21 protein-coding genes are annotated in these 26,600 nt (G+C 63.5%); 7 read left to right on the top strand and 14 right to left on the bottom strand.

Annotation, left to right across the window (positions count from 1 at the left end; translation table 11 throughout):
- Positions 1-56 precede the first annotated feature (56 nt).
- From PMI38_RS12900 to PMI38_RS12885, 4 genes are all read left to right on the top strand, one after another.
- On the top strand, positions 57-1,475 hold the full coding sequence (locus tag PMI38_RS12900) for an amino acid permease (RefSeq protein WP_008094602.1): 1,419 nt from the start codon (positions 57-59) through the stop codon (positions 1,473-1,475).
- A gap of 148 nt (positions 1,476-1,623) precedes the next feature.
- Entirely contained in the window at positions 1,624-2,007 is a 384-nt protein-coding gene (locus PMI38_RS12895) for a GtrA family protein (RefSeq protein ID WP_008094601.1), read from the top strand.
- Positions 1,992-2,954, top strand: a complete 963-nt coding sequence (locus PMI38_RS12890; RefSeq protein WP_008094600.1) for a glycosyltransferase family 2 protein — start codon at positions 1,992-1,994, stop codon at positions 2,952-2,954. Before PMI38_RS12895 ends, PMI38_RS12890 begins: the two co-directional genes overlap by 16 nt.
- The gene (locus PMI38_RS12885) at positions 2,954-4,561 is read left to right on the top strand and encodes a glycosyltransferase family 39 protein (RefSeq protein WP_081502536.1); all 1,608 of its coding nucleotides are present in this window, start codon (positions 2,954-2,956) and stop codon (positions 4,559-4,561) included. The genes PMI38_RS12890 and PMI38_RS12885 overlap by 1 nt, the downstream gene beginning before the upstream one ends.
- Here PMI38_RS12885 and PMI38_RS12880 read toward each other — a convergent pair.
- Both PMI38_RS12880 and PMI38_RS12875 read right to left on the bottom strand, forming a co-directional pair.
- Positions 4,495-6,114 carry an FMN-binding glutamate synthase family protein gene (locus PMI38_RS12880; protein ID WP_008094593.1) on the bottom strand — a complete coding sequence of 540 codons (1,620 nt, stop codon included), beginning with the start codon at positions 6,112-6,114 and terminating at the stop codon, positions 4,495-4,497. The genes PMI38_RS12885 and PMI38_RS12880 overlap by 67 nt on opposite strands.
- A gap of 102 nt (positions 6,115-6,216) precedes the next feature.
- The gene (locus PMI38_RS12875) at positions 6,217-10,491 is read right to left on the bottom strand and encodes a DEAD/DEAH box helicase (RefSeq protein WP_008094588.1); all 4,275 of its coding nucleotides are present in this window, start codon (positions 10,489-10,491) and stop codon (positions 6,217-6,219) included.
- Between the two features lie 224 nt (positions 10,492-10,715).
- Between PMI38_RS12875 and PMI38_RS12870 the strand changes: the two genes are divergently transcribed.
- Positions 10,716-11,129, top strand: coding sequence for an NUDIX hydrolase (locus PMI38_RS12870; RefSeq protein ID WP_008094586.1), 414 nt, complete (start codon positions 10,716-10,718; stop codon positions 11,127-11,129).
- Here PMI38_RS12870 and metR read toward each other — a convergent pair.
- Complete coding sequence (metR, locus tag PMI38_RS12865; protein ID WP_008094579.1) at positions 11,113-12,030, bottom strand: transcriptional regulator MetR; 918 nt, start codon at positions 12,028-12,030, stop codon at positions 11,113-11,115. The genes PMI38_RS12870 and metR overlap by 17 nt on opposite strands.
- Before the next feature lie 194 nt (positions 12,031-12,224).
- On the opposite strand from metR, the gene PMI38_RS12860 reads away from it, so the two are divergent.
- Complete coding sequence (locus PMI38_RS12860) at positions 12,225-13,220, top strand: alpha/beta fold hydrolase (RefSeq protein WP_008094577.1); 996 nt, start codon at positions 12,225-12,227, stop codon at positions 13,218-13,220.
- A gap of 182 nt (positions 13,221-13,402) precedes the next feature.
- On the opposite strand, the gene PMI38_RS12855 is transcribed toward PMI38_RS12860, so the two are convergent.
- From PMI38_RS12855 to PMI38_RS12810, 10 genes are all read right to left on the bottom strand, one after another.
- Positions 13,403-14,731, bottom strand: coding sequence for a sigma-54-dependent transcriptional regulator (locus tag PMI38_RS12855; protein ID WP_008094575.1), 1,329 nt, complete (start codon positions 14,729-14,731; stop codon positions 13,403-13,405).
- Positions 14,728-16,632: a sensor histidine kinase gene (locus PMI38_RS12850; protein WP_008094574.1), complete on the bottom strand. Its 1,905-nt coding sequence runs from the start codon at positions 16,630-16,632 to the stop codon at positions 14,728-14,730. The genes PMI38_RS12855 and PMI38_RS12850 overlap by 4 nt, the downstream gene beginning before the upstream one ends.
- A 69-nt stretch (positions 16,633-16,701) precedes the next feature.
- Positions 16,702-17,436, bottom strand: coding sequence for an amino acid ABC transporter ATP-binding protein (locus tag PMI38_RS12845; RefSeq protein WP_008094571.1), 735 nt, complete (start codon positions 17,434-17,436; stop codon positions 16,702-16,704).
- Positions 17,433-18,104, bottom strand: coding sequence for an amino acid ABC transporter permease (locus tag PMI38_RS12840; protein ID WP_008094569.1), 672 nt, complete (start codon positions 18,102-18,104; stop codon positions 17,433-17,435). The genes PMI38_RS12845 and PMI38_RS12840 overlap by 4 nt, the downstream gene beginning before the upstream one ends.
- Positions 18,105-18,851 carry an amino acid ABC transporter permease gene (locus PMI38_RS12835; protein ID WP_008094567.1) on the bottom strand — a complete coding sequence of 249 codons (747 nt, stop codon included), beginning with the start codon at positions 18,849-18,851 and terminating at the stop codon, positions 18,105-18,107.
- A 142-nt stretch (positions 18,852-18,993) separates the two neighbouring features.
- Positions 18,994-19,911: a glutamate/aspartate ABC transporter substrate-binding protein gene (locus PMI38_RS12830; protein ID WP_008094566.1), complete on the bottom strand. Its 918-nt coding sequence runs from the start codon at positions 19,909-19,911 to the stop codon at positions 18,994-18,996.
- Positions 19,912-20,217: 306 nt separating this feature from the next.
- Positions 20,218-21,747, bottom strand: coding sequence for a glycerol-3-phosphate dehydrogenase (gene glpD / locus PMI38_RS12825; protein ID WP_008094564.1), 1,530 nt, complete (start codon positions 21,745-21,747; stop codon positions 20,218-20,220).
- Between the two features lie 259 nt (positions 21,748-22,006).
- Positions 22,007-22,762 (bottom strand): DNA-binding transcriptional repressor GlpR, encoded by a 756-nt coding sequence (gene glpR / locus PMI38_RS12820; protein WP_008094561.1) that lies wholly within the window; start codon positions 22,760-22,762, stop codon positions 22,007-22,009.
- Between the two features lie 216 nt (positions 22,763-22,978).
- Positions 22,979-24,478 carry a glycerol kinase GlpK gene (glpK, locus tag PMI38_RS12815; protein WP_008094560.1) on the bottom strand — a complete coding sequence of 500 codons (1,500 nt, stop codon included), beginning with the start codon at positions 24,476-24,478 and terminating at the stop codon, positions 22,979-22,981.
- Positions 24,479-24,519: 41 nt separating this feature from the next.
- Positions 24,520-25,371, bottom strand: coding sequence for an MIP/aquaporin family protein (locus tag PMI38_RS12810; RefSeq protein ID WP_008094557.1), 852 nt, complete (start codon positions 25,369-25,371; stop codon positions 24,520-24,522).
- A 302-nt stretch (positions 25,372-25,673) separates the two neighbouring features.
- Between PMI38_RS12810 and ybaK the strand changes: the two genes are divergently transcribed.
- Positions 25,674-26,144: a Cys-tRNA(Pro) deacylase gene (gene ybaK / locus PMI38_RS12805; RefSeq protein ID WP_008094555.1), complete on the top strand. Its 471-nt coding sequence runs from the start codon at positions 25,674-25,676 to the stop codon at positions 26,142-26,144.
- 38 nt (positions 26,145-26,182) lie between these two features.
- Here the strand turns inward: ybaK and PMI38_RS12800 are convergent.
- On the bottom strand, positions 26,183-26,600 hold a 418-nt coding region (locus tag PMI38_RS12800), incomplete at its 5' end, for a TOBE domain-containing protein (protein ID WP_008094553.1).

Here is a 26,600-nt window from a genome sequence, read left to right as displayed (position 1 = left end):
GGCGGGCCGCCGCTGCACGAAGGTCATATCCAATAACAAAATGAGGTTGTATTGCTATGCCAGTCGGCAACCACCCTGCCCATGCAGAGACCGCCCAGGGCGGCCCTCTCAAGCGTGAACTGGGCGAACGGCACATCCGTCTGATGGCGCTGGGCGCCTGTATCGGTGTCGGTCTTTTCCTCGGTTCGGCCAAAGCCATTGAAATGGCCGGCCCGGCCATCATGCTTTCCTACATCATTGGCGGCCTGGCGATCCTGGTCATCATGCGCGCGCTCGGTGAAATGGCCGTGCACAATCCGGTCGCCGGCTCGTTCAGCAGTTACGCGCAAGACTACCTCGGACCCCTCGCGGGCTTTCTCACCGGCTGGAACTACTGGTTCCTGTGGCTGGTGACCTGCGTCGCGGAAATCACCGCCGTGGCCATCTACATGGGCATCTGGTTCCCCGACGTGCCACGCTGGATCTGGGCCCTGATGGCGCTGGGCAGCATGGGAGCGGTCAACCTGGTCGCGGTCAAGGCGTTCGGCGAGTTCGAGTTCTGGTTCGCCCTGATCAAGATCGTCACCATCATCGCCATGGTCCTTGGCGGCATCGGCATCATTGCCTTTGGCTTCGGTAATGACGGCGTGGCGGTGGGTATTTCCAACCTGTGGAGCAACGGTGGCTTCATGCCCAACGGCGTGACCGGCGTGCTGATGTCGCTGCAGATGGTGATGTTCGCCTACCTGGGCGTGGAAATGATCGGCCTTACCGCCGGTGAAGCGCGCAACCCGCAGAAAACCATCCCGCAGGCCATCGGTTCGGTGTTCTGGCGCATCCTGCTGTTCTATGTGGGTGCACTGTTCGTGATCTTGTCGATCTACCCGTGGAACGAGATCGGCAGCCAGGGTAGCCCGTTCGTCATGACCTTCGAGCGCCTCGGCATCAAGACTGCCGCCGGCATCATCAACTTCGTGGTCATCACCGCGGCGCTGTCGTCGTGCAACGGCGGTATCTTCAGCACCGGGCGCATGCTCTACAGCCTGGCGCAGAACGGCCAGGCCCCGGCGGTCTTTGCCCGCACCTCGAAAAACGGCGTGCCACGCAATGCGCTGCTGCTGTCGATGGGTGCCTTGCTGCTGGGTGTACTGGCCAACTACCTGGTGCCGGAGAAAGTATTCGTCTGGGTGACCTCGATCGCCACCTTCGGTGCGATCTGGACCTGGGTGATGATCCTGCTGGCCCAGCTGAAGTTCCGCGCCGGGCTGTCGAGCGCCGAGCGCAAGGCCTTGAAGTACCGCATGTGGCTGTGGCCGCTGAGCTCCTACCTGGCGCTGGCGTTCCTGGTGCTGGTGGTGGGCCTGATGGCGTACTTCGAGGATACCCGCGTGGCGCTGTACATCGGCCCGGCGTTCCTGGTACTGCTGACGGCGTTGTACTACACCTTCCGCCTGGCGCCCAAGCAGGCGCAGGGCGTGGTCAGCCCAGCGGCCTGACGAGGCAGGGGGCCGCCTGCGGGCGGCCCTTTTGCTGGCAGCTTTCCTCGGTCCATGTAGCCGTCAACTGACATTTTTGTCAGTAGAACACCTTGCACCTATCGCCTAACGTGGCGTTCAGGCCAGGCAAGGAAGGGCGGCACCGACCATGCAGCGCAGACTACCCGCGTTCTTCAAGTACCTGATCGTCGGCGTCTTCAATACCGCCATTCATGTTGCAGTGTTCACGGCGATGCACCTGTTCGCCGGCACTGACCAGGCGATCAGCAACCTGACGGCCTTCTTCGTGGCGCTGTCGTTTTCCTTTCTGGTCAACTCCCGTTACACCTTCAGGGTGCCCCTCTCGCTCCTGCGCTACCTGGTGTTCGTGGTAGGCATGGGCAGCCTCAGCCTGGCGCTTGGGGCGGTTGCAGATGCTCAAGGCTGGCGTCCGGCAGCCACCGTCATGCTGTATTCGGTGATCAGCCTGGTCCTGGGTTTCCTGCTGTCACGCTGGATCATCGCGGAGCGACGCAAGTGGATATTTCGTTGATCGTGCCGGTGTTCAACGAGGAACTGGCGATCCGGCCGTTCTATGACGCAGTACGCCAGGCGTTGAAGGGTGAAACCGTGCGGGTCGAGCTGATCTTCGTCAACGATGGCAGCCAGGACGGTAGTGAACAGCAGATCCGTCAGCTCATTGCGGGCGACCCGGATGTCATGCTGGTCGACCTGTCGCGCAACTTTGGCAAGGAAGCGGCGTTGTTTGCCGGCTTGGAAATGGCCGTTGGCGAGGCGATCATCCCGATCGATGTAGATCTGCAGGATCCGGTAGATGTCATTCCGCTGTTGATCGAACAGTGGCGAGCCGGCTTCGATGTGGTGCTGGCCAAGCGCCGCGATCGCTCCAGTGACACTTACCTGAAGCGGTTGACCGCCAGCGGGTTCTACTTCCTGCTCAAGCGGATTTCGCAGATACGCATCGAAGAGAATGTTGGCGATTTTCGACTGCTCGACCGCAAGGTGGTCGAGGTAATCAAGTCGATGCCTGAACAGCAATTGTTCATGAAAGGCATGCTGTCCTGGGCAGGGTTCAATACTACCGTGGTCGAATATGACCGCTGTTCCCGCCGCCAGGGTAACAGCCGCTTCAATGGCTGGAAGTTGTGGAACCTGGCCCTGGACGGCATTACCTCCTTCAGCACCGTGCCGCTGCGCCTGTGGACGTACGTGGGCGGCAGCATCGCGCTGGGTGCGTTTGCCTATGCGGCATTCCAGGTGGCCGATAAGTGGCTGTTCGGCAACCCGGTGCCCGGATATCCCTCAATGATGTCTGCCATCTTGTTTCTAGGGGGCGTGCAACTGATCGGGATCGGCGTGTTGGGCGAGTACATCGGGCGCATCTACATGGAGTCCAAGCATCGCCCGCGGTATGTGATCCGGTCGGTTGCGGGGCGCCGGACATCAAGAGATCTGCGACCAGTGTTGAAGGGGGATTGATGCGCAGCATTCTGGCTGCAGGAAGCGGCTCGTCAATGCGTGCCTGGCTGCCCTTCGGCACGGCTATCGTGTTGCTTGCCTGCGTGACGCGACTCTATGCGGTCACCACGCCAGTCCTTTGGCTCGATGAAGCCTACTCCGTGACCCTCGCTGAAATGCCTCCCGCGCAGATACTGCTTCACGTATCGCGTGATGTTCATCCGCCGCTGTACTACCTGCTGTTGCACTACTGGATAGCGATGTTCGGCCATGGCTTGCTGGCCGTGCGTGGGCTGAGCGTACTCTGTGGAAGCCTAGCTGTGGTCGTTGCAATGCTGATTGCAGCGCGGTTGGCCAATCATAGGGCTGCACTCATCGTGGGGGTAATGCTGGCCTTGCTGCCGGTAGCTGTCCGTTACAGCCAGGAAACCCGCATGTATGCCCTGTTGGGCCTGCTGTTGCTGGCAGCGACGCTGATGCTGCTGCAGTGGGTTCTGCAGCCGGATCGACGTGAGTATCTGCTCGGGTACGTGCTGTTCATCACTGCGGGTCTGTACACACATTACTTCACGATGTTGTGTGTAGCTGCCCATTGGTCGTATCTGATGATCATCTGCCGGTCGCATGGGGGGCAGCTGATTCGATCACGTGCATGGTGGTCGTGCAACGTGATGATCGCGCTTGCCTATAGCCCTTGGCTGCCATCGTTCTGGGGACAGTTGGCACACACAAGCTGGGTGGAGTGGTTGCCTGCCGTCACGTTGACTACCGTGCCCAGCACCCTATGGTCGTTTCTGACCTTGAACGATGGGCAGCACTTTCCCCAATGGCTGTTCTGGACGTTTCCGTTGGCAGTGCTTAGCGCTTGCATCGGCTTGCTTGTCACTGAAAAACGGCCATCCAGGCCCGTCCTCCTGATTTGCCTTTTCAGCTTTTTGCCACTGCTGCTGGCATGGCTGGGGTCCTATGCGATGCCCCTCTACTATCTTCGGTTCCTGTCGTACTGCGCCAATGGGTTACCCATCCTGATCGGGCTGATGCTGGAAAAAGCGGTCTCCAGGTCGCGTCTTGGCTTGGTGCTGTTAGCTGCTTGCCTGGTTGTGCAGGTTGCAGCCCTATGTCGACTCTACGATGGGCAAATCAACACCAATGGTTCGGACTGGCGCCAGGCAAGGCTGGACAATGTGTTCGAACAGGTCAATCAGCTGTGGCGACCTGGCGATCTGATCGTGGTGAACCATGATTTCTGGTATTACAGCTCGGCCTACTACAACGCTACGGGCGTGGAACCGTTGGTGTTCGAGATGGGCCTGGGGGGCGACAATACTGGGACGTCGCCTTTCTTTTATGGATGGAAATCACTGATCTATCCAAGGTCGGAGCAGTTGTACGTGGCAGATTTGCAGGCGCTCAGCGCGCCATCAGGTCGTATTTGGTGGGTCGGCGTCACGTCACAGTCAATCGCGGGGCAGTCATGGCCCCGCGATTGGACTCGGTTGCAACATCTCAGAAGTGGAACTGCCTATGCCATCTTGTTCGCTCAATCCAAGGCAGCTGAAGGTCAGGCCGCTACTTCACTGTGCGGTTCGAAACTGTCCGCCCGCGCCATCTGCCACATGCGCGAATAAAACTCCCCATCCACCTCGCCGGTCAGCAATTGGCCCGGCTTGAGGAACACGTGCATCTGCGAGAACAGCTTGATCTCGGTGGCCGACACTCGCCGCACCAGGTGCTTGGCTTCCAGCTGCGCCGGATGCTCCAGGCCCGCTGCGGCAAGCATCTCGGCCAGGGCGCGCAAGGTGTTGTGGTGGAAGTTCAGCACGCGCTGGGCCTTGTCAGGTACCACCAGCGCACGCTGGCGCAGCGGGTCCTGGGTGGCCACGCCGGTCGGGCACTTGTTGGTGTGGCAGCTTTGCGACTGGATGCAGCCGATGGCGAACATGAAGCCGCGTGCCGAGTTGGCCCAGTCCGCACCGATGGCCAGCACGCTGGCGATATCGAAGGCGCTGACGATCTTGCCGCTGGCGCCGAGCTTGATCTTGTCGCGCAGGTTCAGGCCGACCAGGGTGTTGTGCACGAACAGCAAGCCTTCGCGCAGCGGCACGCCGATGTGGTCGGTGAACTCCACCGGCGCGGCACCGGTACCCCCTTCCTTGCCGTCGACGACGATGAAGTCGGGCAGGATGCCGGTTTCCAGCATGGCCTTGGCGATGCCCATGAATTCCCACGGATGGCCGAGGCAGAACTTGAAGCCTACCGGCTTGCCGCCCGACAGCTCGCGCAGCTGGGCGATGAACTGCATCATCTCGATGGGCGTGGAGAAGGCGCTGTGGCGTGACGGCGAGATGCAATCCTCGCCCATCAGCACGCCGCGGGTGTCGGCGATCTCCTGGGTCACCTTGTGCTTGGGCAGGATGCCGCCGTGGCCGGGCTTGGCGCCCTGGCTCATCTTGACCTCGATCATCCGCACCTGCGGGGTGCTCGCCTGGGCAGCGAAGCGTTCGGGGTCGAAGCGGCCGTCCGCCGTGCGACAGCCGAAGTAGCCGCTGCCCAGTTCCCAGACCAGATCGCCGCCGTGTTCACGGTGATAGGGGCTGATGCTGCCTTCGCCGGTGTCATGGTGGAAGTTGCCGAGCTTGGCACCCTGGTTCAGGGCGCGGATGGCGTTGGCACTGAGCGAGCCGAAGCTCATGGCCGAGATGTTGAAGATCGATGCCGAATACGGCTGGCTGCACTGCGGGCCGCCGATGATTGTGCGGAAGCTCGCAGGGTCGGCCAGCGGTGCCGGGCGCATGGAATGGCCGATGAATTCGAAGCCGGACTGATACACGTCGATCAGGGTGCCGAAGGGCTTGTCCGAAGCCTCGTTCTTGGCGCGCGCATAGACCAGCGAACGTTGGGCGCGGGAAAAGGGCAGGGCATCGCTGTCGGCTTCCAGCAGGTACTGGCGGATTTCCGGGCGGATGCCTTCCACCAGGTAGCGAATGTTGCCAAGGATCGGGTAGTTGCGGCGTACCGCGTGGCGTTGCTGCAGCAGGTCGAACACGCCGATCAGGCTGAGCAGGGCGGTGGTCAGGGTGAATGGCCACAGCCATTCGTGATGAAGAAACGGCAGGCTCGCCAGGGTGAACAGTACACAAGCGGCGAAAAAGGCGTAGCGGCTGAGAAGTGACAGGCTCATACGGGGTCCTTGCGATGGCTCGGTCAGGCTCAGGGGCCTGGAACAAACCCCGACCATAGCCCGGTTGCGCGGTGCTGAAAATGAAAATTGGGGTAACAAAAATCATTCGCGCAAGAGTTTTTGCCGCCAACTTTCCTGCTCGGCGGCCGGCGCCTCGACCAGGTAGCTGTAGCGCCCGGCGATGCGCATGGCCACTGGCACCCCATCGCGGTATAGCAAGCGGTTGCCGCTAACGGCCGGGACTTTCGCCCCAGGCAGCAGTGACCCCACCAGGTTCAGCGGGTCGCTGGCGCTGACCACCACCAGTGCACCGTCCAACGCTCGCCGCCGCACCTGCCTGAGCAGGCCGACTGCCTCGGGCAAGGCGAACTGCTCACCCGCCAGCCCGGCGATGAAGCGCCCGCCGCGAATCTCGCCGCGCGCCTCCAGGCGGTGATAGCAACGCAACAACTCGCGCCAGGGCGGCAGCACATCGCTTTCGCGCTCCAGCAGCCGCCAGCACATCACCCCGTAGCGCCGCAGCAGGGCGCGGGCGATGTGCTCCAGGCGCTCGCTGTCATCTGCATTGCCGCTGCCCTTGCGCAGTAATGCCCAGCGCCCGGCATGGGCCATGTTGCTCGACAGGGGCGGGTGGCCACGCCTGCTGTTGCGCGAGGTGCGCTTCGCCGCCGGAGTGATCAGGCCGCGCAAGCCGATGAAGCTGTCGGCCCCCACCAGCCCTGCGCCCACCAGTGCCTGGAGTGCAGTTTCCAGTTCGCTGGGCAGCAGATGGGCATCCTGCGCCAGTTCATCGAAGAACAATGCCCCTTGTGCCTGCAGCACTTCGTGCACCCGTTGCGCGCGCAGGCCGAGGGTGTCCACGGCTGTAGCCGGCGCCAGGCTGCGCCAGGTGCCGAGGTTTTCACGGGGCAGCAGCACCAGCGGGGTACTGGACAAGGTATTGCTGGCCGCTGTCGCCGCCAGCCGGCTCCAGGCGAACTGCCCGCTGCGGCAGGCATCATCGAGCCAGTGCGGGCTGTAGTCGGCGATGCGTGCCGGCAGCAGCTCGGCTTCCCAAGCCGCCGCCGCGCTGGGGAAACCCTGCAACTGGCCAAGTACCTCGGTCACGGCCAGCGGGCCGCGCAGGCGCTCGCCCGGTGCCAGGTGCTGCCAGTCGAACAGAAAGCGCATGAAGTCCTGCAGGCTGACCGGCTCGATTTCCCGGCGCAGGCGCTTGACCGTGTAGCGGTGGATGCGCGCCAGCAGGTGACGTTCGCACCACTGTGGCGCGTGCTGGCCTGGGCTGAACTGGCCGCGCAACACATAGCCTTCGGCCTCCAGCCGGGCCAGGGCCTGCTCGACGGCAGGCAGAGGCTTGCCCAGCGGGCCTGCGATCTGCACCAGGGTCAGGGGCCCATGGCCGCTCAGGCGGGCGCGCAGCAGCTCGCTGAGGGCGCTGTCCGGGTCGATGGCCTGGTCGAACCCGGGCAATATGTCGAGCGCAGGTGCCGTGGGTGCTTGCGGGTACAGCGCGTGCAGCACGTTCATCCGTTCGCGGGCCAGCCAGAGCTGTTGCGTGGGCAACTGCAACGCCCGCCCGGCCTTGGCCAGCTGGCGCAGCAGCAGATCCCAACTGGCGTTGGCGTGCACTTCGGGTTGGCTGATGGCACCCAGGCTCATCAACGCTTCGTGCATTTCGTCGGCATTGCCCGGTTGGGGCCACGCTTCGGCCTCGACGGCAGCAATGGCGTCGGCGTCCAGCGCGCCGAGGTCATCGCCGCTTTGCACCGGGTTCCAGCGCCGGTTCAGCACCGCCTGGGTGCGACGCTCTTCCAGCGGGGCGTCATCGAGAAACGCATAGGGCCTGGCATTGAGGATGGCCGAGGCCAGCGGTGAAGGGGCCGGCAGGTCGCGGCAGAGCAAGCGCACCTGGCCGTGCTCCATGCGCCTGAGCAGGGCCAGCCAGCCTTCGCAGTCCATGGCTTCGTGCAGGCAGTCGTCGAGGGTCTGCTCGACCAGCGGGTGATCGGGGATCTGCCGTTCACCGGCGATGTTTTCCAGGCAGGCGATCTGGTCGGGGAACACGGCGGCAATCAAGTCCTCGCTCTTCATGCGCTGGATCTGCGGGGCCACCTTGCGCCCACCCACGAAGCGCGGCAGGGCCATGGCCACGGCAGCGTTCCAGCGCCAGCGCACACCGAACAGCGGGGCGTCGAGCAGGGCCTGGATGAGGATCTGCTCGGCGCTGCGGCTGGACAGGTAGCGCCAGACTTCGTCCAGCTCGAAGCTGTGGCTGGTGGACAGCGACAGCACGATGGCGTCCTCGCTGGCCGCCGCCTGCAACTCGAAGTTGAAGGTGCGGCAGAAGCGCTTGCGCAGGGCCAGGCCCCAGGCGCGGTTGATGCGGCTGCCGTAGGGCGAATGGATGATCAGCTGGGTGCCGCCGGACTCATCGAAAAAGCGCTCCATCACCAGGGTTTGCTGCGAGGGCAGGGCGCCCAGCACTTCACGGGTACGGCCCAGGTAGTCGAGCAGCTGGCTGGCACAGGCTTCGTCCAGTTCGAAGGTGCTTTGCAACCACTGCAAAACCTGGGTGAAATCGCCTTCGCTCAGCCCAAGCTGCTCGTCAATGCGGGCCTGCAGGCGGGCCACGGCGGCAGACAGCTCATCGCTGCGCCCCGGTGCTTCGCCGAGCCAGAACGGTAGGGTCGGCGGCAGGCCATGGGCGTCTTCGACCCGCACCCGGCCCGGTTCGACCCGCAGAATGCGGTAGGACGCATTGCCCAGCTGGAAGATGTCGCCGGCGATGCTCTCCACGGCGAAGTCTTCGTTGACGCTGCCGATGTTCAGCGCCTGGGGTTCGAGGAGCACCGTGTAGTCGGCGGTCTCGGGGATGGTGCCGCCACTGGTCAGCGCCGTCAGCTGGCTACCCCGGCGCCCGCGCAAGGTGCCGCTGACCGCATCGCGGTGCAGGTAGGCGCTGCGAATGCCCAGGCGGCCGTTGTAGCCTTCGGCGAGCATGCGCAGCAGCGCCTGGTAATGGTCCGGGTCGAGTTCGGCGTAGGGGGTTGCCTGCCGGAGGCAGTCGAACAGGGCCTGTTCCTGCCAGGCTTGATTGCTGGCCTCGGCGACGATCTGCTGGGCCAGGACATCCAGGGGGGCCTTGGGGATGTGCAATTCGTCGAGTTCGCCCTGGCGGATGCACTCGAGCAAGGCCACGCATTCGATCAAGTCGTCCCGCGAGGTGGCGAACAGCCGCCCTTTGGGCACGCCCTCGACCTGGTGACCGGAACGCCCGACACGCTGCAGGAAGGCGGCGATCGAGCCCGGCGAGGCAACCTGGCAGACCAGGTCGACATCACCGATGTCGATGCCCAGCTCCAGCGAGGCGGTGGCGACCAGTACCTGCAAGTCCCCGTTCTTCAGGCGTTGCTCGGCATCCAGGCGCAGCTCCTTGGCCAGGCTGCCGTGGTGCGCGGCCACCGCGGCCTTGCCCAGGCGGTCACTGAGGTGGCGGGTCAGGCGTTCGGCCAGGCGCCGGGTGTTGACGAACACCAGCGTGGTGCGATGTTGCCGGGCCAGGGCGGCAAGACGGTCGTAGACCAGGCCCCAGACATCGGTGGCCATCACCGCGCCGAGCGCTACGGGTGGCACCTCGATGGCCAGGTCGCGCTGGCGGGCATGGCCGATATCGACGATCGCGCAGGGGCGCTGGTGGCCGACCAGAAACTGCGCCACGCGCTCCACCGGGCGCTGGGTGGCAGACAGGCCGATACGCCGCAGCGGGCGCCCGCTCAAGGCCTGCAGGCGCTCCAGGGTAAGTGCCAGATGGGCGCCGCGCTTGTTGCCGGCCAGGGCGTGGATCTCGTCGACGATCACTGTGTGCACGCTGGCCAGGCCTTCGCGGCCCGAGGCCGAGCCCATCAGCACGTACAGCGATTCGGGTGTGGTCACCAGAATGTGTGGGGCCAGCTTGCGCATGGCCGCACGTTCCTTCTGCGGGGTATCGCCGGTGCGCACGGCGGTGGTGATGCGCGGTGCCTTAAGGCCCTGCGCTTCGAGGACTTGGCTGATGCCCTCGAGTGGGGCCTGGAGGTTGAGGCGGATGTCGTTGGATAGCGCCTTGAGTGGGGAAACGTAGATCACCTGGGTTTGTGCCGGCAGTTCGCCGTGGTGCTCCAGGCCTTGGCGGAACAGTTCGTCGAGCACGGCAAGGAAGGCGCTGAGGGTCTTGCCCGAACCGGTCGGCGCGGCGAGCAGCATCGACTGGCCGGCATGGATCAGCGGCCAGGCACGGGCCTGGGCGTCGGTGACCGTGGCGAACTGGCGGCGGAACCAGGTGCCGACGGCAGGGTGGAACAGCTCGAGCACCGGGTGCTGGTGGGCTGGCAGGTTCATGCCTTGGTTATGGCGGGTAGAGGGCGGCTTGGCAAGGGGCCGTTCGTCTGCTCTGGCCCGATCGCCGGCAAGCCGGCTCCCACAGGTATCTCCACAGAGATTCAGTCTTGTGCAGTACCTGTGGGAGCCGGCTTGCCGGCGATCGGGCCGGTGCAGACAGCAGTATCCTTGTCAGGCCAGGGAGCGCATGGGATTCTCCCTCCCTTTGCCCGCGAGCCCACCCCATGCCCAACATCATCCGCATCGCCGCCGCCCTGCTCATCGACCCTCAAGGCCGCACCTTGCTGGTACGCAAACGCGGCACCCAAGCCTTCATGCAGCCGGGCGGCAAGATCGATGCGGGGGAAACACCGGTGGCTGCCCTGGTGCGCGAATTGCACGAAGAACTGGGCCTGCACATCGACCCGGCGCAAGCCATCCCCCTGGGCCAGTTCAGTGCCCCGGCAGCCAACGAACCGGGCTTCGAAGTGCAGGCGCAGCTCTTCAGGGTCGACTGCGCCGAGGCCGTGACCCCGGCAGCGGAAATCGAAGAGGTGGTGTGGCTGGCCGCCGATCAGGCGCCTGCGCTGGAACTGGCGCCGCTGACCCGCGACCTGATCCTGCCGCTGTATCGCCAGGCCGTCAGCGTACCGCGCTGACCCCATCGAGGGTGGCGAACGAGGTGTCCTTGGCGGTCAGCAGGAAGTCGCGCATGTACGGCGCATCGAGCATGTCGGTGCGCACTGCAGCATACAGCGTGGCGAACAGGCCCTTCTCGCCCAGGCGCTTGCCCTTCACGTAACCGCGCGAGCTGTATTCGTGCAGCGCCCAGTGGGGCATACCGCAGACGCCACGGCCGCTGGCCACCAGCTGCATCATCATCACCGTCAGCTCCGAGGTGCGCACGACCGCCGGTTCGATGTCGGCAGGTTCCAGGAAGCGGGTGAAGATATCCAGGCGATCGCGCTCCACCGGGTAGGTGATGAGGGTCTGGTCGATCAGGTCCTGCGGCACGATGTAGGGCTTGCTGGCCAGCGGGTGCTGGTTGGCCACGGCGAGCATGGCTTCGTAGGTGAACAGCGGCACGTAGGTGATGCCCGACAGGTCCACGGGGTCGGAGGTCACTACCAGGTCGAGGTCGCCACGGGCCAGGGCAGGCAGCGGCGCGAAGGCGAAACCCGACGCCAGGTCCAGCTCCACTTCCGGCCAGGCATCGCGGAACTGGTCGATGGTCGGCATCAGCCACTGGAAGCAGCTGTGGCACTCGATGGCCATGTGCAGGCGCCCGGCCGTGCCGCCGGCCAGGCGGGCGATGTCACGCTCGGCGCCACGTAGCAGCGGCAGGGTGGCGTCGGCCAGTTGCAGCAGACGCAGCCCGGCGCTGGTGAAGCGGATCGGCTTGGTCTTGCGCACGAACAGGGGCAGGCCCAGGCGCTCTTCCAGCTCCTTGAACTGGTGCGACAGCGCCGATTGCGTCAGGTGCAGGCGTTCGGCGGCCTCCACCAGGCTATCGGCCTCGCGCAGGGCATGAAGGGTTTTCAGGTGGCGGATCTCCAGCACAGCAGACTCCGAGAGAAAATTTGAGGAAACAGGGATTAAGTTGAGTTTCTCTCATGTTGCCCCTCACTGTCGACTGAACCTTGGATCAACCGCTCGGCAGGGTTCATCAAACTGTCACTGAACTGTGGCAGCGCGCTTGAATGAAAGTCATCAGACTCGCGCTCTACTGGGGATCTGCATTCTGGTTTTCTTACATGCGCGTTTTTTGGGTCATTTTCTTTTTCGTGTTCAGCGTGTCGGCCAGCTTCGCCGACAACCGCTGCGATGCCCAGGTGCCGGTGCAAAGGGCCGAAATTGGCGAACTGAGCCTGGCCTACCAGAGCGTCGGGGCGCCGCGTGATCCGGCCTTGTTGCTGGTCATGGGCCTGGGAGGCCAGCTCATTCACTGGCCGGACGATGTGGTCGAGGCGTTGTGCCGCCAGGGCTTTCGGGTTATCCGTTACGACAACCGCGATGTCGGCCTGTCACGCTGGAACCAGCTGCCGCCCACGGCCAACCTGACGGTTCAGTTGCTGCGCTACAAGCTGGGCTTGCCGGTTACCGCGCCCTATACCCTGACCGACATGGCCGGTGATGGTTTGCGCCTGATGGACGCCATGGGCATTCGTCAATTCCATGTGCTGGGTGTCAGCATGGGCGGGATGATCGCCCAGCACCTGGCGGCGATGGCGCCGGAACGGGTGCGCAGCCTGACGCTGGTGATGTCCAGCTCTGGCGCGGCAGGCCTGCCGGCGCCGGACCCTGCCCTGGTGCAGCTGTTGGCCCGGCGCAGTGCGCCGAACCGCGAGGTGGCCATCGAGCAGCAGGCTGACCTGCTGGCGGCATTGGGCAGCCCGCAGGTGCATGATGACCGGGCCGCTTTGTTGCAGCAGGCTGCAGTGGCCTATGACCGTGCGTTCAACCCCGAGGGTGCCAAGCGCCAGATCATGGCGATCCTTGCCGAGCCCAGTCGGGTTGAGCTGCTCAATCAACTGCGCGTGCCGACGCTGGTGGTGCACGGCACGGCCGATCCGTTGTTGCCGGTGATGCATGGGGTGCACCTGGCGGCGCATATCCAGGGTAGCCAGCTACGGCTGATTCCGGGGTTGGCGCATCGTTTTCAGGAGCCGTTCAAGGCGCCGTTGCTGGGGGCGGTGTTGCCTTACCTGCAAGCGCACCGGCAGGACGTGACGCACATCGCCGGCCTGTAGCGGCTCAGATCGAGAAGCCTGCGCCGATACCTGTGGGAGCCGGCTTGCCGGCGATAGGGCCCGCACAGGCTACATCGTCGTGCCTGTCCCGGCCTCATCGCCGGCAAGCCGGCTCCTACAGGAATCGCGTCAGCGTTTAGACACTGAGCAAGGCAGTTGCTCCCGCAGCTCCCTTGCCGATCTCAGCCCAGGCCGTATTTCTTCACCTTGTCGAACAACGTGGTCTTGGCCATCCCCAGTTCCTGGCTGGCCTGGCTGAGATTGCCGCCGGTACGCTGCAGGGCGTCGCTGAGCAGGTTGCGTTCGAAGGCCTCCACCGCTTCGGCAAAGCCAAGCCCCTGGCTGGCGCCACCGCTCGGACTCTTCTTGAAGGCAGGCAGGCCCAGCGCGAAGCGTTCGGCAACGTTGCGCAGCTCGCGCACGTTCCCCGGCCAGTCGTGGGACATCAGCCGCGAAAGGGTCTGGCTGTCCAGTTGCGGCAACTCCCGATCGAAGCGCAACGCCGATTGCTGCAGGAAGTGCTCGAACAACTGGCGAATGTCTTCGCGGCGCTCACGCAGGGGTGGCAATTCCAGGGTGACCACGTTCAGCCGATAGTAGAGGTCGCTGCGGAACTGGCCGCTCTGGCCCAGGCTGGCCAGGTCGGCTTTGGTCGCGGCGATCACCCGGCAGTCCACCGGGATGCTCTGGTTCGAGCCCAAACGCTCCAGGGTGCGCTCCTGGAGTACGCGCAGCAGCTTGATCTGCAAGTTGATGGGCATGCTCTCGACCTCGTCGAGGAACAGCGTGCCGCCATTGGCATGCTCGATCTTGCCAATGCGACGCTTGCCGGCGCCGGTAAAGGCATTGGCTTCGTGGCCGAAAATTTCGCTCTCGAACAGGTTCTCCGGCAGCCCGCCGCAGTTCAGCGCGACGAAAGGCTGGCCCTGGCGTCGGCTGAAATCGTGCAGGCAGCGTGCGACAAGCTCCTTGCCCGTACCGGTTTCGCCTTCGATCAGTACGTTGGCCGAAGTGTCGGCCACGTTGGTGATCAGTTCGCGCAAGTGCTCCATGGCCGGCGAGCGGCCAATGATGCGCCCCTCCAGGCTGCTCTGCTCGGCCAGCTGGCGGCGCAGGGCAAATACCTCGCGGGACAACCCGCGCTGTTCCAGGGCACGCCTGACCACCTCGACCAGGCGTTCTGGCGAGAAGGGTTTCTCCATGAAGTCGTAGGCGCCGTTGCGCATGGCGCCGACGGCCATGTCGATATCGCCGTGGCCGGTGATCAACACCACGGGCAGGCTGCGGTCACGGGCCTTGAGGCGGTTGAGCAGTTCCAGGCCGTCGATGCCTGGCAGGCGAATGTCGCTGACGACGATACCGGCGAAGTCATCACCGATGCGTTCAAGGGCCTGCTCGGCGCTGCCGACCCCTTCGCAGGCGATGTCTTCCAGGGCCAGGGCTTGCTGGCAGCCGAGCAGCACATGCGGGTCGTCTTCGACGATCAGGACGGTAAGGGGTGCTGGGTTCATGGATGATCTGCCGTTTCGCTAGGGGGCGTGACCAGGCGCAGGGCCAGGACGAAGGCGGTTCCGCCGTTGGCGGGGTGCTCGACGTTCAGGCTGCCCTTGGCGGCGGCGGCGAGGCTCGCCGACAGGGTCAGGCCCAGGCCCAGGCCGTGTTCGCCGGGTTTGGTGGTGAAGAAGGGTTCGAACAGGTGCTTGCGCGCTTCGGCGTCGATACCGTGGCCATTATCGCGTACCCGCAGGCGATACTTGTCGCCTTGCAGCTCACCTTCGAGCCACAGCTCAGGCAGCGGCTGGGAGGCCATGGCATCGAGGGCGTTGCCGATCAGGTTGACCAGGATCTGCTCCAGCCGCGTCTGGTCGATGGCCAGTTGGTGGTCCTCGAACTGGCTGTGCAGTTGCAAGTGGCAGGCGCTGATTCGGTTGGCAAGCACTTGCAGCGTGGCGTCGACGGCCTTGGCCAGCGATGCCTGGCCGGTGTCGTCGCCGCGTCGGGCAAACGAGCGCAGGCTGGCGGTGATGCGGCCCATGCGGTCGATCAGGTCGTTCATGGTGCGCAGGTTGGTGCTGGCGGTTTCCAGCGCGCCGCGTTCGAGGAAGCGCACCGTGTTGCCGGACAAGGTACGCAGTGCCGCCAGCGGCTGGTTGAGTTCGTGGGCGATGCTGGTGGACATCTGCCCGATGGCCGCCAGTTTGCCAGCCTGTACCAGTTCGTCCTGGGCGTGGCGCAAGGTCTGTTCGGCGTGCCGACGTTCGCGGATCTGGCCCTTGAGTCGTTCGTTACTGGCGCGCAGGTCGGCGGTCCGGTCGGCGATGCGCCGCTCCAGCTGGCTGTTGGCTTCTTCCAGCGCTTCACGGGCAGCCAGGCGGGTGGCGACCACCTTGCGCCGCTCGTTCCAGGCGATGCCGAGGATCGCCAGCAAGGCGAACGCCACGCCCACCAGAATGCCTTGCACCATCGATTCGCGGCGCAGGTCCTGTAAAGGCGTGAGCAAGGTGAAATGCCACGGCGTATCGACCAGCCGCCGCGTTTGTGCCAGGTAGGCCACTTCACGGGGCTTGCCCTGGGCGGTTTCGCTGTTGGTCGGGAACGTGAGCTTTTCCACGCCATCGGCCAGGGTCTCGCGGGCCAGGGGCTGCAACTCGTTGAGCGGCCACCAGTAGTATTGCAGGCTGCGCGCCAGGCGCTCCTTGATCTGCGGGGTTAGCGGGCGTACCGATTTCAGCCGCCGCGCGGGGTCGCTGGACAGGATGATGATGCCGTTCTCGTCGCTGACGAAGGCTTCCAGGCGAGCCCGTTGCCAGCGTTCCTCCAGGGTGTCCAGGCGCACTTTGATCACCGCCACGCCGATGATCTTGCCGTGCTCTTCCAGGCCATGGGCCAGGAAGTAGCCGGCTTCGCCGGTGGTGCTGCCGATGCCGTAGAAGCGCCCCGGTTCGCCGCGCACGGCGTTCTGGAAGTAGGCACGGAACGACAGGTCCTCACCGAGGAATGAGTCGGGATCGCGCCAGTTGCTGGTGGCTTGTACGCGGCCGTTGGTATCCAGGACGAAGATCGCCCGGCTGCGGCTGCGCCGGTTCAGGCCTTCGAGGTATTCGTTGACGATTTGCCGGTTGGCACCGTCGGGGTCGGTGAGCAGCTGCGACACGCTGTCTTCCAGCTCCAGCAGGCTCGGCAGGTAGGTGTACTTGCTGATTTCGCTCTCGACCGTGCGCGCGTGCAGCTCCAGCTGGCGTTCGCCGTTTTCGCTGAGGGTGCGGATGCCGTTGCTTTCGCTGATCAGGTAGCCGGCCAGGCCCAGGCCGACCATCAGCAGGATGACCAGCGGCGGCAGCAGCAATTGACGGATCAGGCGGGATTTCACGGCAGGTTTGGCAGGGCGAAGAAGCGAGGGGTCGCATTTCATCACAGTGGCCTTGTCACGACCAGCGTCCGCTGCCCGATGAATGCAGGGGCAGCGGACACTGTGGCCGACTTAGTGTTGCAGGATCTTGCTGAGGAAGTGCTGGGTGCGTTGGTCGCGGGCGTTCTGGTCACCGAAGAACTCTTCCTTGGTGCAGTCTTCGATGATGCTGCCCTTGTCCATGAAGATGACCCGGTTGGCGACCTTGCGGGCAAAGCCCATCTCGTGGGTCACGCACATCATGGTCATGCCTTCGTGGGCCAGCTGTACCATCACGTCCAGTACCTCGCTGACCATTTCCGGGTCCAGCGCCGAGGTGGGTTCGTCGAACAGCATGACGATCGGGTCCATTGCCAGGGCGCGGGCGATCGCCACACGCTGCTGCTGGCCGCCGGAGAGCTGGCCAGGGTGCTTCTTGGCATGCGCGCTGAGGCCGACGCGGTCGAGCAGGGCCAGGCCTTTCTTGGAGGCTTCCGCCTCGCTGCGGCCCAGCACCTTGCGCTGGGCGATGGTCAGGTTCTCGGTGATGGTCAGGTGCGGGAACAGCTCGAAGTGCTGGAACACCATGCCCACCCGCGAGCGCAGCTTCGGCAGGTTGGTCTTCGGGTCGGCGATCGAGGTGCCGTCGACCACGATGTCACCCTTCTGGAAGGGCTCCAGGGCATTGACGCACTTGATCAGGGTGGACTTGCCCGAGCCCGACGGGCCGCAGACCACCACCACTTCACCCTTCTTGACCTCGGTGCTGCAGTCGGTCAGTACCTGGAAGTCGCCGTACCACTTGTTGACGTTCTTGATGGAAATCATACGGTGATCCTTTTTTGCAGGCGCTTGACCAGCCACGAAGCGGAGAAGCTGACGAGGAAGTAGACGATCCCGGCGAAGATCAGGAACTCATGGGAGCGCCCGATGATGTCGCCGTTGGAACGTGCCGAGTTGAGGAAGTCCACCAGGCCCACGGTGTACACCAGCGAGGTGTCCTGGAACAGGATGATGCTCTGCTGCAGCAGCAGCGGGGTCATCTTGCGGAAGGCCTGGGGCAGGATGATCAGGCGCATGGTTTGCGCGTAGTTCATGCCCAGTGCCTGCGCGGCGCCCATCTGCCCTTTGGAGATCGACTGCACACCGGCGCGGACGATTTCGCAGAAGTACGCGGCCTCGAACATCATGAAGGCGACCACGCAGGAGGTGAAGGCACCCACCGGGGTGTCCTCGCCGGTGATCCAGCGCAGCACGAACGGCACCGCCAGGTAGAACCAGGTGATCACCAGCAGCAGCGGGATCGAGCGGAAGTAGTTGACGTAGACACCTGCCAGCCGCGACAGCCACTTGTTCGACGACAGGCGCATCAGTGCCAGGATGGTGCCGAGCACGATACCGCCGACCACGCCCATGACCATCAGCTTGAGGGTCATGACCATGCCTTCCCAGAGGGCGGGCAGGGCGGGGATGATTTCGCTGAAATCCATGTCCATTTACTTGCCTCCCACGGAAATCAGGCCAGGCACGGCTACCTTCTTCTCGACCATGCGCATGAGCAGCATCAGGCCCATGTTCAGGGTGAAGTAGATCAGCGTGGCCAGGGTGAACGCCTCGAACAGGTTGGCCGAGAACTCGGCGGTCTGCTTGGTCTGTGCCAGCAGTTCCATCAGGCCGATCAGCGACGCTACCGAGGAGTTCTTGAATACGTTGAGGAACTCGGAGGTAAGCGGCGGAATGATGATCCGGTAGGCCTGGGGCAGCAGCACGTTGTTGTAGATTTGCGGCAAGCTGAAGCCCATGGCGCGGGCGGCGGCTTCCTGGCCCTTGGGCAGCGCCTGGATGCCGGTGCGCACCTGCTCGCAGACGCGGGCGGCGGTGAACAGGCCCAGGCAGATAACCACGCTGATCAACGCCGAAGTCGTCGGGTTGAGGTCCTGCTTGAACCATTCCTGCAGGCCTTCGGGCAGCAGGTCCGGTACCAGGAAGTACCAGATGAACAGCTGCACCAGCAGCGGCACGTTGCGGAACAGTTCCACATAGGCAGTGGCGATGCCCGATACCAGGCGATTCGGCACGGTACGCATGACGCCGAGCACCGACCCCAGCAGCAAGGCGATGATCCAGGCGGAAATGGCGATGGCGATGGTCCAGCCCAGGCCGGTGATGTACCAGTCCAGATAGGTTTCGCTGCCCACGCCGGTGGACTTGAAGAACACGCCCCAGTCCCAGTTGTAATTCATCGGGATTTCCCCTCAGACGGTTGTTTCACGGGCACCTTCGAGCATCCGGGGGCGCATGGCGCCCTCGGATGAAAGGTTAGACACTAATGAGTGGCCTGCAGAATTGATTCGTGCGCGAGCGCACCAGGCCACTAGCTGAGGATCAGGACTTCTTCTCGTCCGCGGCCTTGTCGGTCGGCTCGGCGATCAGTTTTTTCAGCTCGTCGCTCATCGGGAACTGCAGGTTCAGACCCTTTGGCGGGATCGGCTGCTGGAACCACTTGTCGTAGCTCTCGTTGACTTTGCCCGACTTGAAGTAGGCAACGATGGCGTCGTCGACCGCTTTCTTGAACGCTGCGTCATCCTTGCGCACCATGCAGCCGTAGATTTCATACGACTGCGGCGTGCCGGTGATGACCCAGTCGGCCGGCTTGCGGGCCTTGGCCATTTCACCGGCGAGCAGGGCGTCGTCCATCATGAAGGCCACGGCGCGGCCGCTTTCGAGCATGTTGAAGGCTTCACCGTGGTCCTTGGCGGAAATCACGTTCATCTTCATCTGCTTGTCGGCGTTCATCGCCTTGAGGATGCGTTCGGAAGTGGTGCCGGCGGTGGTCACCACGTTCTTGCCAGCCAGGTCCGGGAAGTCCTTGTAGGAAGGCTGACCGTCCTTGACCTTGGTCAGCAGGCGGGTACCGACTTCGAAGATGCCCACCGAGAAGCCGACCTGCTGCTGGCGCTCGACGTTGTTGGTGGTGGAGCCGCACTCCAGGTCGACGGTGCCGTTCTGCACCAGCGGGATGCGGGTTTGCGAGGTGACCAGGTTGTAGCGGACCTTGATGTCCGTACCCAGTTGCTTCTTCAGGGCGTCGACGACAGCCAGCTGGATGTCATGCGAGTAGCCCACGGGCTCGGGCTTGCCGGCCAGGTAGGAAAATGGAATGGAGGAGTCACGGTGCCCCAGGGTGATGGTGCCCGAATCCTTGATCTTCTTCAGGGTGCCGGTCAGCTCCTCGGCCATGGCCGGCGAAGCGATGACTGCAGCCGCGATGGCGGCGCCCAGCAATTGACGAACGATGCGCATCAAATTTTCCTCGACATGTTTGTTTTTTTTATGGAGCCGTTGGCGGACTCTTTCGTTCAACGGATACAGCATGAAGCGGTGTGCATTCGGCTTCCAAGTGTAGAGCATGACTCGTGCCAAGCCCTTCCCTCGATCATAACCTCCCGAAAATGCTGGGGATGAAGGATTTATGGCGCTTTTGCGGGGAATAGGGCGCACGGACTTCCGAACGAATGGCGGATGCCTGTTCGGAAATCCGAATGAGTGGCGGGAGGGCGAGCGCCCTGGAATGAGAAAACCGCCCCGGTGCGGGGCGGTCATTGAACGTCAGGCCGCGCGAATCTGCGCCGGCAGCCGTTGCAGGTACTCGCGCAGTGCCTGCTGTTCGGCCTCGGTGGTGAACAGGCCCAACTTGGTCCGCCGCCAGAGGATGTCTTCGGCGCTGTTGGCCCATTCCTCGCTGCGCAGGTAATCCACCTCGCGGCTGAACAGACCTCCACCGATGGCCTGGCCCAGGTCATGAGGCCCTTCTACACCTTCGAGCAGACGCCATACGCGATTACCGTAAGTCAGCGCCCAGCGTTTGGCGATGTCCACAGGCAGCCAGCCGCAGCGCGCCATCACGGCGTCGACCAGGGCTGGCACGGTGCTCATGTTTTCGCCGCCCGGCAGGGGTGCGCTGGCGGTCCAGCTGCCACGCATCTGGCTGAAGTAGGGCTTGAGCTCATCCATGGCCGACTCGGCCAGCTTGCGGTACGTGGTCAGCTTGCCGCCGAACACCGACAGCAGGGGTGCCTGGCCCTCGCTGACGGACGTCGCCAGGGTGTAGTCGCGGGTGACGGCCGAAGGGTTGTCCGACTCGTCGTTGCACAGCGGTCGCACACCGGAATAGGTGTGCAGGATGTCGGCGCGGCTCAGTTGGTGGTTGAAGTGGGCATTGACCACCTTGAGCAGGTAGTCGGTTTCCTGCTCGGTGATCGCGACCTTGGCCGGATCGCCGCTGTATTCGCGGTCGGTGGTGCCGATCAGGGTGAAGCGGTCCAGGTAAGGAATGCAGAAGACGATGCGCTGATCTTCGTTCTGCAGGATGTAGGCATGTTCGCCCTCGTAGAGGCGCGGCACGATCAGGTGGCTGCCCTGGATCAGGCGGATGCCATAGGGCGCGTCGAGCTTGAGATCGTCCTTGATGAAGCTGGCGACCCACGGGCCCGCGGCATTGACCAGGGCGCGCGCGCGGATGGTCTGCAGGCTGCCGTCGGCATGCTGCAGTTCGACCAGCCACAGGCCGTCGCTGCGTTCGGCACGCAGGCAGCGAGTGCGGGTCTGGATATGCGCACCGTTCTCCCGCGCGGCCATGGCATTGAGCACTACCAGGCGGGCGTCGTCGACGGCGCAGTCGGCGTATTCGAAACCGCGGGTGATCGACGGCTTGAGCGGGTAGCCCGGGCCGAAGCGCAGGCTGCGCGAGGCGCCCAGGCGCTTGCGCTTGCCCAGGTGGTCATACAGGAACAGGCCGGCACGGATCATCCACGCCGGGCGCAGGTGCGGGCGGTGGGGCAGCACGAAACGCATCGGTTTGACGATGTGCGGGGCCTTGGCCAACAGCACTTCCCGTTCTGCCAGTGCCTCGCGCACCAGGCGGAATTCGTAATGTTCGAGGTAACGCAGGCCACCGTGGATCAGCTTGCTACTGGCCGACGACGTGTGCTGTGCGAGGTCGTCCTTTTCGCAGAGAAACACCTTCAGGCCACGTCCGGCGGCGTCGGCAGCGATGCCCACGCCATTGATGCCACCGCCGATCACGGCGAGGTCATAGCAGTCGGCGAGTGGGGGCTGGGACGAAACGGGTTGGGACACGGGCAAGGCCTCCTGGGGCTGTGCACATCGAATATGAACATTGATGTTCGTTTACGAAAATACTAGCGCAAGAGAAAGCCGGTCGCCAGTCAGTCTTTATAGAAAAAGCTGATCAGATGACAATAAAGTGAACAATTACGAAAATTTTGGAGCCAGGCTTGGGGCTTTGGGTGATGCAGAAATCGAGCGCCGCGCGGGCGGCGCTCGATCTCAAGAGCGCCAGCGATCCCAAGCCCCGCACATGAATCCCCACTACACCTCAAACCACCTCGAGGCGGATCTTGTACTGATTGAGCAACTGGTTCAGCGCCGGGGTCGGCGGCAGGTCGGTCACCAGGCAATCGACCAGGCTGATCGAGCCCAGCCGCACCATGGCGTTGCGTCCGAACTTGCTGGAGTCGGCCGCCAGGATCACTTGCCGTGCGTTGGTGATGATCGCCTGGGAAACGCGCACTTCCTGATAGTCGAAGTCCAGCAGGCTGCCGTCTTCGTCGATGCCGCTGATGCCGACCAGTGCGAAGTCGACCTTGAACTGGTTGATGAAGTCGACGCTGGCTTGGCCGACCACGCCGCCGTCACGGCGCACCGTGCCGCCAGCGACCAGTACTTCGAAGTCATCCTTGGCGGCCAGTATCGCGGCTACGTGCAGGTTGTTGGTGATGACCTTGAGGTGATTGTGGTTGAGCAGGGCACGGGCGATGGACTCGGTGGTGGTGCCGATGTTGATGAACACTGAGGCATGGTCTGGGATCTGCCGGGCCACGGCTTCGGCGATGCGCTGCTTCTCATCGCGCATCTGGTCGGCGCGCATGGCGTAGGCGGTGTTTTCGATGCTCGAGTCGTAGGCTGCTCCACCGTGATAACGGCGCAGCAGGTTGAGTTCAGCCAGCTGATTGATATCGCGGCGGATGGTTTGCGGGGTGACGATGAACAGCTGCGCCATTTCCTCGATGCTGACGTAGCCGCGTTCGCGGACCAGCTCGAGAATTTGTTGTTGGCGTGGGGGCAGATTCATGGGCGGTCCTTCTGGGCTGCCGGACAAATTCTGCAATGATGCCGTAGGAAGGGAGTGGCGACCAGTAGACTATTGGGGCCGCTATGCGGCCCATCGCCGGCAAGCCGGCTCCCACAGGTACAGCGCCTATCTCTGGAACAGTGCTGACCGGGTGTGGGAGCCGGCTTGTCGTGGCGACGAACCGCGCCGATGGGCTGCGCAGCAGCCCTGACCCGGTCAGGCCTCGTGATCTTCCCAATCACGGGTACGATCGACCGCCTTGCGCCAGCCAGCGTACAGTTTTTCCTTCTGCGACTCGTCCAGCTGCGGGCTGAACTCGCGCTCGATGATCGCCTTGTCGCGCAGCTCGTCCAGACCGCTCCAGAAACCACAGGCCAGGCCCGCCAGGTAGGCAGCGCCAAGCGCGGTGGTTTCGCGCATTTGCGGGCGCTCTACGCAGGTGCCGAGAATGTCGGCCTGGAACTGCATGAGGAAGTTGTTGGCCACTGCGCCACCGTCCACGCGCAACTCGGACAGGCGCTGGCCGCAGTCCTGTTGCATGGCGTCGAGCACGTCACGGGTCTGGTAGGCGATGGACTCCAGCGCGGCGCGGATGATGTGGTCGACCTTCACCCCACGGGTCAGGCCGAACAGTGCGCCACGCGCATACGGGTCCCAGTAGGGGGCGCCCAGGCCGGTGAAGGCAGGCACCAGGTACACGCCGTTGCTGTCCTTGACCTTGCTCGCGAAGTACTCGGTATCGAGGGCATCGTTGACGATCTTCAGTTCATCGCGCAGCCATTGCACGGTGGAACCGCCGTTGAACACTGCGCCCTCCAGCGCATAGGCCACTTCGCCCCGCGGGCCGCAGGCGATGGTCGTGAGCAGGCCATGGGATGACTTCACCGCCTTGTCGCCCGTGTTCATCAGCAGGAAGCAGCCGGTGCCGTAGGTGTTCTTGGCCTGGCCGGGCTCCACGCACATCTGGCCGAACAATGCGGACTGCTGATCACCGGCGATACCGGCGATGGGGATACCGCTCTTGGTATGGCCATAGACTTCCGACGAAGGCCGTACGTCAGGCAGCATCTGCCGAGGAATACCCAGGATTTCCAGCAGCTTGTCGTCCCACTGCAGGCTATGGATGTTGAACATCAGCGTGCGCGAGGCGTTGGTGTAGTCGGTGACATGCACCTTGCCGCCGGAGAACTTCCAGATCAGCCAGGTATCGACGGTGCCGAACAGCAGTTCGCCACGTTCGGCACGCTCGCGGGCACCTTCGACATTGTCCAGGATCCACTTGAGCTTGGTGCCCGAGAAGTACGGATCGGTGACCAGGCCGGTGGTTTCGCGGATGTAGTCTTCATGCCCGTCACGCTTGAGCTGCGCGCAGATTTCGGTGCTGCGGCGGCATTGCCAGACAATGGCGTTGTACACCGGGCGACCGGTTTCCTTGTCCCACACCACCGTGGTTTCACGCTGGTTGGTGATGCCCAGCGCGGCGACCTGGGCATGGCTGATACCCGCCTGGGCCAGGGCCTCGACCATGGTCGCGCTCTGGGTGGCGAAAATTTCCATCGGGTCGTGTTCGACCCAGCCGGCTTGTGGGTAATGCTGGGCGAACTCGCGCTGGGAGGTCCCGACCACATTGGCGTCGCGGTCGAAAATGATGGCCCGCGAACTGGTAGTTCCCTGGTCCAGGGCGATGATGTAGTTCTTATCCTGGGTGTCTGTCATGGTCGTAGGCCTTGCAAAATAAGGAGGACAGGGCGTCAGCATCAGTTGGCTTGAGTATCGCCCTGGCAATTGTCGTTTGTCTCTGGATTCGCGATTGTCGTCGTCGGCAGGTTGCGGGCGATCAGGCCGCGATAGGTCGCGGCACCCAGGCAAGCGCCGAGGATCGGTGCAAACACCGGAACCAGGAAATAAGGGATGTCCCGACCGCCAGTGAAGGCGATTTCGCCCCAGCCGGCCAGGAACGTCATCAGTTTTGGCCCGAAGTCGCGCGCGGGGTTCATCGCAAAGCCCGTCAGCGGGCCCATGGCGCTGCCGATCACCGCGATCAGCAAGCCGATCAACAGAGGGGCCATTGCTCCACGTGGGAGGCCATTGTTGTCGTCGGTCAGGGCCATGATTACGGCCATGAGGATGGCGGTGATCACCACTTCGACCAGAAATGCCTGGCCAGTGGACAGTAACGGGTGTGGATAGGTGGAGAACACCGAGGCCAGCTCCAGGCTCTCGCTGCTGCCACGCAGCATGGCGTGGGCTTGTTCGAAATCGAAGAACAGGTTGCTGTACAAGGTGTAGACCAGCGCCGCGCCGCAGAACGCACCACCGACCTGGGCAAGCATGTAGAACGGCAGCTTGCGCTTGTCGAAGCCGGCGAACAGGGTGAGCGCAATGCTCACGGCCGGGTTCAGGTGTGCGCCGGAAATCCCGGCGGTGAGGTAGATCGCCATGCTCACGCCGACCCCCCAGATGATGCTGATTTCCCACAGCCCAAAGCTGGCGCCCGCGACCTTGAGGGCGGCGACACAACCGGTGCCGAAGAAAATGAGCAGCGCTGTGCCGAGAAATTCGGCCAGGCATTGGCTGGACAGTGTGGGTTCGCGTAGCGCAGTCGTCATGTATGACCTCGTTTTTTTTGTTGTGAGGCGCGTGGCGCTCGACAGCAAGGCCCGGTGTCTATCTCCATCGACCCCGGGCGGATACAGGAATGCACCTTATAAGTGCACCAATTATTCAGAAACGAAAAAATATAGACAAGAAACGCATATGTCAAAGGTCGAAAGTGAACCACTGGTCACGTTATGAGCGCTAGATAAGGGTTCGAATCCGCACGCTAGACAGGCGCGTAAGCGATGAACTGGCTGGGATGTGGGAATTGTCCTAAAGTAGCCGCCGACCTGTCCCCTGACCGGAGCCTTGCATGACCCCCGCCCTCGACCTCTTGAAAAAAGCCCGCGCCGAGCACCGTGTGCACAGTTATGAACATGACCCCAAGTCGGCGTCATACGGGCTGGAGGCGGCCGAAAAGCTGGGGCTCGATCCGCAGCAGGTGTTCAAGACCTTGCTGGCGAGCAGCGAGAAGGGCGAGTTGCTGGTGGCGGTAGTGCCTGTGGTCGGCACGCTGGACCTCAAGGCGTTGGCCCATGCCGCTGGCGTGAAGAAGTGCGAAATGGCCGACCCTGCGGCCGCGCAGCGCGCCACGGGTTACCTGGTAGGAGGCATCAGCCCGCTTGGGCAGAAAAAACGCCTGCGCACGTTCATCGATGACTCTGCGCAGAACTTTGCAACCATCCATGTCAGCGCAGGACGGCGGGGGCTGGAAGTCGAGTTGGCAGCGACGGTGCTGGCCGAGCATACCCAGGGCAAGTTCGCCGGGATTGGCCGAGGCTAGAAAGCAGCAGGGGCTGCACTGCAGCCCCCGCTTGGTGATCAGGTCGCCGAACTGTAGCGACGAACCCCATTCTCTTGCCGCGGCAATTGCGCCGCGACACTGCCCGGCACCGGGAACAGCACCAGGTGGTCGGCTTTGACGGCAATCCCCACATCCTCGCCCAGCTGATGGTCGATATGGCTTGGGAAGATCGCTTCCAGCTGGCTGCCGGTCGGCAGCTGCAGGCGGTACAAAGTGGAAGCGCCGAGGAAACTCTTGCCGACGATGTTGGCGCGCAGTGCGCTGTCTGGCGCATGGACGATATCGTCAGGGCGCAGCAGCACGTCCACCGAACTGCCGGGCGCCATGATGTAGGCGCGGTTGCCACGCAACTCGCCCAGCTCGGTATTGACCGCCTCATGGCTGCTCATCTGACCACGGATGAAATAGCCCTGGCCGATGAAGCTGGCGACGAAC

This window comes from Pseudomonas sp. GM84, from assembly GCF_000282535.1.
Taxonomy (GTDB): domain Bacteria; phylum Pseudomonadota; class Gammaproteobacteria; order Pseudomonadales; family Pseudomonadaceae; genus Aquipseudomonas.
Note: the sequence above shows the minus strand (reverse complement) of the source record. Positions and strands in the feature narration are given on the sequence as shown.

Excerpts from the sequence above, each read along its gene's own strand:
- PMI38_RS12885 (WP_081502536.1), top strand. The coding sequence starts at position 2,954 with ATGCGCAGCATTCTGGCTGCAGGAAGCGGCTCGTCAATGCGTGCCTGG.
- ybaK (WP_008094555.1), top strand. The coding sequence starts at position 25,674 with ATGACCCCCGCCCTCGACCTCTTGAAAAAAGCCCGCGCCGAGCACCGT.
- glpR (WP_008094561.1), bottom strand. The coding sequence starts at position 22,762 with ATGAATCTGCCCCCACGCCAACAACAAATTCTCGAGCTGGTCCGCGAA.
- PMI38_RS12870 (WP_008094586.1), top strand. The coding sequence starts at position 10,716 with ATGCCCAACATCATCCGCATCGCCGCCGCCCTGCTCATCGACCCTCAA.
- PMI38_RS12810 (WP_008094557.1), bottom strand. The coding sequence starts at position 25,371 with ATGACGACTGCGCTACGCGAACCCACACTGTCCAGCCAATGCCTGGCC.
- PMI38_RS12830 (WP_008094566.1), bottom strand. The coding sequence starts at position 19,911 with ATGCGCATCGTTCGTCAATTGCTGGGCGCCGCCATCGCGGCTGCAGTC.
- PMI38_RS12855 (WP_008094575.1), bottom strand. The coding sequence starts at position 14,731 with ATGAACCCAGCACCCCTTACCGTCCTGATCGTCGAAGACGACCCGCAT.
- PMI38_RS12875 (WP_008094588.1), bottom strand. The coding sequence starts at position 10,491 with ATGAACCTGCCAGCCCACCAGCACCCGGTGCTCGAGCTGTTCCACCCT.
- glpK (WP_008094560.1), bottom strand. The coding sequence starts at position 24,478 with ATGACAGACACCCAGGATAAGAACTACATCATCGCCCTGGACCAGGGA.
- PMI38_RS12880 (WP_008094593.1), bottom strand. The coding sequence starts at position 6,114 with ATGAGCCTGTCACTTCTCAGCCGCTACGCCTTTTTCGCCGCTTGTGTA.
- PMI38_RS12900 (WP_008094602.1), top strand. The coding sequence starts at position 57 with ATGCCAGTCGGCAACCACCCTGCCCATGCAGAGACCGCCCAGGGCGGC.
- PMI38_RS12840 (WP_008094569.1), bottom strand. The coding sequence starts at position 18,104 with ATGGACATGGATTTCAGCGAAATCATCCCCGCCCTGCCCGCCCTCTGG.
- PMI38_RS12850 (WP_008094574.1), bottom strand. The coding sequence starts at position 16,632 with ATGAAATGCGACCCCTCGCTTCTTCGCCCTGCCAAACCTGCCGTGAAA.
- PMI38_RS12860 (WP_008094577.1), top strand. The coding sequence starts at position 12,225 with ATGCGCGTTTTTTGGGTCATTTTCTTTTTCGTGTTCAGCGTGTCGGCC.
- PMI38_RS12835 (WP_008094567.1), bottom strand. The coding sequence starts at position 18,851 with ATGAATTACAACTGGGACTGGGGCGTGTTCTTCAAGTCCACCGGCGTG.
- PMI38_RS12845 (WP_008094571.1), bottom strand. The coding sequence starts at position 17,436 with ATGATTTCCATCAAGAACGTCAACAAGTGGTACGGCGACTTCCAGGTA.
- PMI38_RS12895 (WP_008094601.1), top strand. The coding sequence starts at position 1,624 with ATGCAGCGCAGACTACCCGCGTTCTTCAAGTACCTGATCGTCGGCGTC.